This is a genomic window from Klebsiella sp. HMSC25G12, assembly GCF_001807705.1.
GTDB classification, from domain to species: domain Bacteria; phylum Pseudomonadota; class Gammaproteobacteria; order Enterobacterales; family Enterobacteriaceae; genus Klebsiella; species Klebsiella variicola.
Genome location: NZ_KV789865.1, coordinates 1 through 6,404 on the forward strand (window position 1 = coordinate 1; position 6,404 = coordinate 6,404).

Genomic DNA, 6,404 nt, shown 5'->3' on the forward strand with positions numbered 1-6,404 from the left:
TCAGCAAAAGTTCGATTTATTCAACAAAGCCACCAGGCAAATAAAACGTGTGCTAAACGAGATGTACTGGAACTGAAAGTCCCTTTAGAAGCCAATAATCCCTCCTCCCCCACATGGGGTTTGGACAAGGGCATGGTGCAGGCCACAATTGACGCACTGAAAGAAAATCCAGACATCGCCCCGGCTGACTCTGTAGCCTGCCAACAGGCTGCAATAAAACAGTATCGGGCTGGGCAAAAACACTACAGTAAGCTCAGGTAGCTGCCGTGATGCCCACCAGCTGAAACCTGTGTGTGGTATAAAAAACCCCGTAGCGCTGGTGCAAAACAGACCAGCGCATTCCAGTTCTCAATCCCGTTCTGTGCTGTAGGCCCCTGTCGCATTCAGACCTGAATTACCGAGCAAGGAAACATGTCAGTAAGCCATCTGGATACAAAAACTGGTGGTATAGCCATTTTATCTTAATGCTAATGTATGCGTACATTAGCATTAAATTTATGTTATTTACCCTTCTCCCTTCCTGGATGCCTTAACCTGGGTCTGATAGTTGCGCTTTACCCGCTCAATTTCCGCCAGAGTTGCCGCCCAGTGCAGCCCTGCGGCGTGACGATATCTGGTTGCCATTTTTTCAACGGCCTCCGGAGTGCTGTCATCGCTGCGGTGCTGCCGTCCCTTCACCCCGAAAATTTCCACTATAAGCCACTGGCTACCGGTTCTGCCGAACAAGGCCTGACACAGCCGCCTCACGGCAAGCGGGGTCAGATCCGGGTCGGGATCATACGCGATGGTGGCAAAAATAAAACGCAGCATCTCAGAGGTTTTGTAGCGTTTTACCGCTGCCGCCAGCCGGGCAGCTCTTTGCGGCGCTTCCCAGCGGTCGTCGCTGTAACCTGCCACTTCAGAGAGATAGTCCTTCTCGAGTTGTTTAGCCGTGTAGCAACGTCCCCCCAAAAACATCCGCATAGCTTCTTTCGTTTCAGCTCTCACGAATCTTGTCCTCAGCCAAAGCTAATGTACGCATACATTAGCATTAAGTATCAGGTTAAACAAAAATCAGGAAACCGATCTGATTCAGTGCAGGTGGCTGTCTCTTTTGAATTATAGCTTTTGTGTTATGGTATTTAGTTAATCCGATTTCTGAAATCCGGGCGTATACATGTTATCTCTTTTCCCGGTGGTCTACTGTAGTAGACAGAAAATACAGGAACCTCGATATTTCCATATCTTAATAAATTCTGTTCTTATATCCTCCGAAATCTTGATGGATGATATGGTGCTGCATCATACTATAGTTCTGTTTTTTATGTGGATTTCATCTTCTACGCTTGACGGGTATGCCTGACTTTTAATTTATGAAATCTTTCAATGCCAGAGCTGTTACTCTGGCATAAAATATGGCATGTGTCATGATTAGGTAACGAATGAAATGGAACAAATCATCCTAATCAAGATTTTTTACTTAGAATCGATATTGCAGGCCCGCTGTAATCGTATAGTTTTTATTTGATATCCCGGCGGCATCTCCCCCAATGGAGGCGGACTCGCCACTGTTAGTATCAATAATCTGAGTCCCTCCCTTAGCCTCCTCATATTTACTGTAGGTGAACTCAGAAAATACTTTGGCGTTCGGAGTTACGTAATATCCGGCATCAATTGAAGTGCCATAGTAACGTGAACTGGTCGTCTTCTCACGGAAAGTTAAATCCCGCATGTAGTGCTCATCGTTATCGTGCGCCCGAACCCAGTCACTGAATTTAAACAATGCATTGAACTCAAAATCATTAATACGATACTGACCTACAAGGCCAATGTACGGCATGGAAAACCGCTGGCTATAGCCAATTCCACGTTCACCAGCAGGGAATTCTCCAGTATATGCACCATTATCGTAGTTATAGGAACCACCGGTTGCAGTCCAGCTGAATCGAGTCTCCTGATAACCAGCCATTACACCCGCTTTATAGTTTTCATTCTGGAAAACCCAGCCTTTTGCGTTCAGATCGAATTCATTGGCATAGTTGACGTTCGTGCTGGGGTGGGATGAGTGGTCAGTCCATCCCGATTGATTATCGTTCATCCAGTCATAGTCGTCCATATGACCTGCCCCGGAAGCCAGGGATGTCCAGCCTCGTGCATTCAGTGTCAGAAACGAATATGCATCCCAGGAAATGTCGCCTTTTAAAATGGCAACATTCTTGATCTTCCAGTCCAGCTGGCTGACCTTTCTTCCTGTACCAGTATCATAAACCATTTCATGAGATTTACCGCTTAACATCCCGGCGGAGGTAGATACAGTTACACTTTCCGGTGAGAAATTTGGCGTTAACTGCGTAGAGTCAGCATAAGCAGTACCTGAAAGCATGGCCATCATCAATGCAATTGTACTTTTGTTCATTTTTTATTCCCATAATGAAACATTTTTCCGTGTGTTGCAAAGATAGTTTAAAACTCATACAAATAAGTAGCAACTGTAAATTTTTGTAATTTTAGGTTTCTGGAAACATATCCAGCATCTCTATTCAGGTTGCTTAATAGGTATATAATTCAGTTTCTTATAGTTAAAATAGTTAGTGTAATCTTCTGATGGTTATTGGACTGCGAACTCATATCACTCTCGGACGGCAGAATTATACAGACCACTGGAGCTGTATCGATGGTCAGTAAGTGATCGTTCCTAACCATCGAGTACAGTAGACCTTTACCCACGAGGCTTCACAGGTTGCCTCACACAGTAGACACTTAACATGGGTTATATGTCGACTCTCGCATACAGTAGACCCTATTGGTGCATACCAGGCGATGCTCGGCCATTTAACCGGGCGTCGAATGCAGTAGACAATTGCCTGTCAGCACGTAGCGGTGCATGGCTTGGCGTATCCAGTAGACACCAAAGTTGTTCGTAACCTGCATAACCAGAGAGGAGCGGCCATTTAACCTCACCTCGCATACAGTAGACCATTACCTGTCAGCACCTACCGGTGCGTTGGTTGTCGCATCCAGTAGACACCTGTTGTTCAGACCAGGCAGAACCAGCTCTGATCAGCCATAGCCCGATATCGCATACAATAGACCTTCCCCTATTTGGGCATAACCAATATGCGGTGATTGTCGAAAACAGTAGTCATAGGTACACGTGCTCCGGGATTAGAGCCCCTTCCCCGGCCAGAATACCTGACCTGCCCCCAGGATTAGATACAACCATCAGTTAGTAAGGTCGGTTTGTTTACCTTCACATTTTCCATTTCGCCACCGTGCTGCAAACTCTGATGGCGTCTGATAATTCAGTGCTGAATGTGGACGACACTCGTTATAATCCTGCCGCCAGTCATTAATGATTTTCCTTGCGTGAACGATATCGCTGAACCAGTGCTCATTCAGGCATTCATCGCGAAATCGTCCGTTAAAGCTCTCAATAAATCCGTTCTGCGTTGGCTTACCCGGCTGAATTAAGCGCAACTCAACACCATGCTCAAAAGCCCATTGATCCAGTGCGCGGCAAGTGAACTCCGGCCCCTGGTCAGTTCTTATCGTCGCCGGATAGCCTCGGAACAGTGCAATGCTGTCCAGAATACGCGTGACCTGAACGCCTGAAATCCCGAATGCGATGGTCATTGTCAGACACTCCTTCGTGAAGTCGTCCACGCAGGTCAGGCACTTGATCCTGCGACCGGTGGCCAGCGCGTCCATGACAAAATCCATCGACCAGGTCAGGTTGGGTGCCGCCGGGCGGAGCAGCGGCAGACGTTCTGTAGCCAGCCCTTTACGACGTCGCCTGCGTTTTACGCCCAGCCCGCTCAGATGATAAAGGCGGTACACACGCTTGTGATTAACATGAAGGCCTTCACGGCGCAGTAACTGCCAGATGCGTCGGTAGCCAAAACGCCTGCGCTCCAGTGCCAGCTCAGTGATGCGCCCTGATAAATGCGCATCAGCAGCCGGACGGTGAGCCTCATAGCGGCAGGTCGACAGGGATAAACCTGTAAGCCTGCAGGCACGACGTTGCGACAGACCGGTCGCATCACACATCAGCATCACGGCTTCCCGCTTCTGGTCTGTCGTCAGTACTTTCGCCCAAGAGCCACCTGAAGCGCCTCTTTATCCAGCATGGCTTCGGCAAGCAGCTTCTTGAGTCTGGCGTTCTCTTCCTCAAGCGACTTAAGGCGCTTAACCTCGGGCACCTCCATACCGCCATACTTCTTACGCCAGGTGTAAAACGTGGCATCGGAAATGGCATGCTTGCGGCAGAGTTCACGGGCGGGTACCCCAGCTTCGGCTTCGCGGAGAATACTGATGATCTGTTCGTCGGAAAAACGCTTCTTCATGAGGATGTCCTCATGTGGCTTATGAAGACATTACTAACATCGCGGTGTATTAATCAACGGGGAGCAGGTCAATTGCAGTAGTTGATTTCAACATCCATTGAAAAATCCTTCTAACATGCTGAGCTGGAGAAGACTGCATCTTTTTATTAAACCCATAACGGTGGTCTTTTCATTTTACCATCGCATCAGGGAAGCCAAACAGATAGCTGACTACCTGCCCTGGAGGATTAATATACGAAATTATTAGTTGTGAATCTTGAGATATGGTAACAATTTCGGACGTATGCTTTTAGTTCATTGTAATCTTTTAAAGCATGCATTATTTATATTGATTTTCTATTCCACATAAACGCCTCGATGTCGGCGCGCGTGATGAACTGCCTGGAGGTACTGGCCCCAAGGGTGGAAGAGTATTCAATTGATGAGATGTTCCTCAACCTGACCGGCCTGGAGCACTGTATGGGGCTTGAGGACTTTGGCCGGCAGCTGCGTCAGCACGTGTATGACTGTACCCGCCTGACCATTGGCGTGGGCGCCGGACCAACCAAAACCCTCGCAAAATCAGCCCAGTGAGTCTCAAAAGAGTGGAAACAGTTTCGTGGCGTACTCGCTCTGACCAGGGGAAATCCGCAGAGAACGCGGAAACTGCTTTCACTGCAGCCGGTTGAAGAAATCTGGGGGGTGGGTAACCTTATTGCACGCAAGCTGAATGTGCTGGGCATAAAGACCGCGCTCGATCTGGCCCTGACGAACCCGACCTTCATCCGCAAAAATTTTTCTGTGGTCCTAGAGCGAACGGTACGTGAACTGAACGGGGAAAGCTGCCTTTCGCTTGAGGAAGCCCCTCCGACGAAACAGCAAATTGTCTGCAGTCGCAGTTTTGGTGTGAAGATCAAGGAGTACGAGTCGCTCCGCCAGGCTATCTGTCAGCACGCTGAGCGGGCCTCTGAAAAGCTGCGTAAAGAGCACCAGTATTGCCGGCATATTTCCGTTTCCATCAAAACGTCTCCGTTCGCCGTTAAAGAGCCTTACTACGGCAACGTGGCCACGGAGAAACTGCTTACACCCACTCTGGACACCGGGGACATCATTGCTGCCGCCACAACGGCTCTGGAGCGTATCAGGAACGATGGGCACCGGTATGCCAAAGCCGGAGTTATGCTGAATGATTTCACCGGGTCTGGCGTTTCGCAGCTGCAGCTGTTCGACGAACGCCCGCCACGGCCTCACAGTGCTGAGCTGATGATGGTTCTGGACGAGATCAACAACTCAGGGCTGGGTAAAGTATGGTTTGCCGGTTGAGGGATAGGCCCGGAATGGCAGATGAAACGTGAGATGCTTTCATCGGCATATACCACTCGCTGGAAGGAGCTGCCGGTTGCCCGTTTCTGACCGGCGAAATGACAGACGGAACTTGCCGCCAGATCATACTTTACCGATCATGCAGATGACTTGTCTCAGGGGGGAACCATGACAAATATCATTCTGTGTGATGTAACAGCCAGCGTCAGCGAACTTAAAAACGATCCGGTGGCCAGCGCCGGTGCCGGCTGCGGCTACTCGGTCGCTATTATTGACAGCAACCGGCCTGTTTTTTTATTGTGTGCCCGCGGTTCTGTATGAAAAAATGCTCCATCTTCTGGACGAAAAAGACCTGGCGCAATTGATAACAGAACGTCAAAACCAGTATATTTTGTGATCGGACAACGTGACAAACGACATCACAGTGGAGACACTGCTGACGAGATGATCCCAAGGTCGTAAAAACGGCCGGAACTGGTTACCAGCCGAACGAAGGACCGGCCTACGCACAGCGGCGGCAACTGGCTTTAAAAATGCTGGCGGAAATTTAAAATTAAGCCGCATACCCTGCGAAATTTTGCAGATTTCACTCAACATGCATGCTTCGTTCATTTCCCAACAGAGCTTTCACCATCGCCTGTAATAGCAGTCCTGCTGCGTGATTACTCCGCTCAACGGGTCACCGGCGCCATGCCAATACCTGTTCGTGACAGGCATTGATGGAACTGCGGTCCCAAACTAATAATGTAACGACGATGCAGGTGGGACCGTGGTCCCAGG

General features: G+C 49.1%; 4 protein-coding genes and 2 pseudogenes. 3 read left to right on the plus strand and 3 right to left on the minus strand.

From position 1 onward, the window contains the following. On the plus strand, positions 1-261 hold a 261-nt coding region (locus HMPREF3096_RS31185; RefSeq protein ID WP_070544403.1), incomplete at its 5' end, for a hypothetical protein. A gap of 243 nt (positions 262-504) precedes the next feature. Here HMPREF3096_RS31185 and HMPREF3096_RS09625 read toward each other — a convergent pair. The 3 genes from HMPREF3096_RS09625 to HMPREF3096_RS09635 form a co-directional block, all read right to left on the minus strand. Further along, positions 505-987: a hypothetical protein gene (locus tag HMPREF3096_RS09625; RefSeq protein WP_004210306.1), complete on the minus strand. Its 483-nt coding sequence runs from the start codon at positions 985-987 to the stop codon at positions 505-507. Between the two features lie 472 nt (positions 988-1,459). Beyond that, entirely contained in the window at positions 1,460-2,395 is a 936-nt protein-coding gene (gene kop / locus HMPREF3096_RS09630; RefSeq protein WP_048326507.1) for an omptin family outer membrane protease Kop, read from the minus strand. A gap of 806 nt (positions 2,396-3,201) precedes the next feature. After that, positions 3,202-4,322, minus strand: a protein-coding gene (locus HMPREF3096_RS09635; RefSeq protein WP_141749328.1) for an IS3 family transposase whose coding sequence is annotated in 2 segments (ribosomal slippage) — positions 3,202-4,064 and positions 4,064-4,322 — 1,122 coding nt in all. Because the reading frame shifts where the segments join, the coding sequence is not laid out codon by codon here. Between the two features lie 339 nt (positions 4,323-4,661). Here HMPREF3096_RS09635 and umuC point away from each other — a divergent pair. Both umuC and HMPREF3096_RS09650 read left to right on the plus strand, forming a co-directional pair. Next, positions 4,662-5,714 (plus strand): annotated as a pseudogene (gene umuC, locus HMPREF3096_RS31395) (translesion error-prone DNA polymerase V subunit UmuC); the annotation flags it as partial. 78 nt (positions 5,715-5,792) lie between these two features. Next, positions 5,793-6,021: pseudogene (locus HMPREF3096_RS09650) on the plus strand (type II toxin-antitoxin system Phd/YefM family antitoxin). Positions 6,022-6,404 lie beyond the last annotated feature (383 nt).

What these genes read in the sequence shown, in the direction of transcription:
- kop (WP_048326507.1), bottom strand. Translation starts at nt 2,395, where the DNA reads ATGAACAAAAGTACAATTGCATTGATGATGGCCATGCTTTCAGGTACT.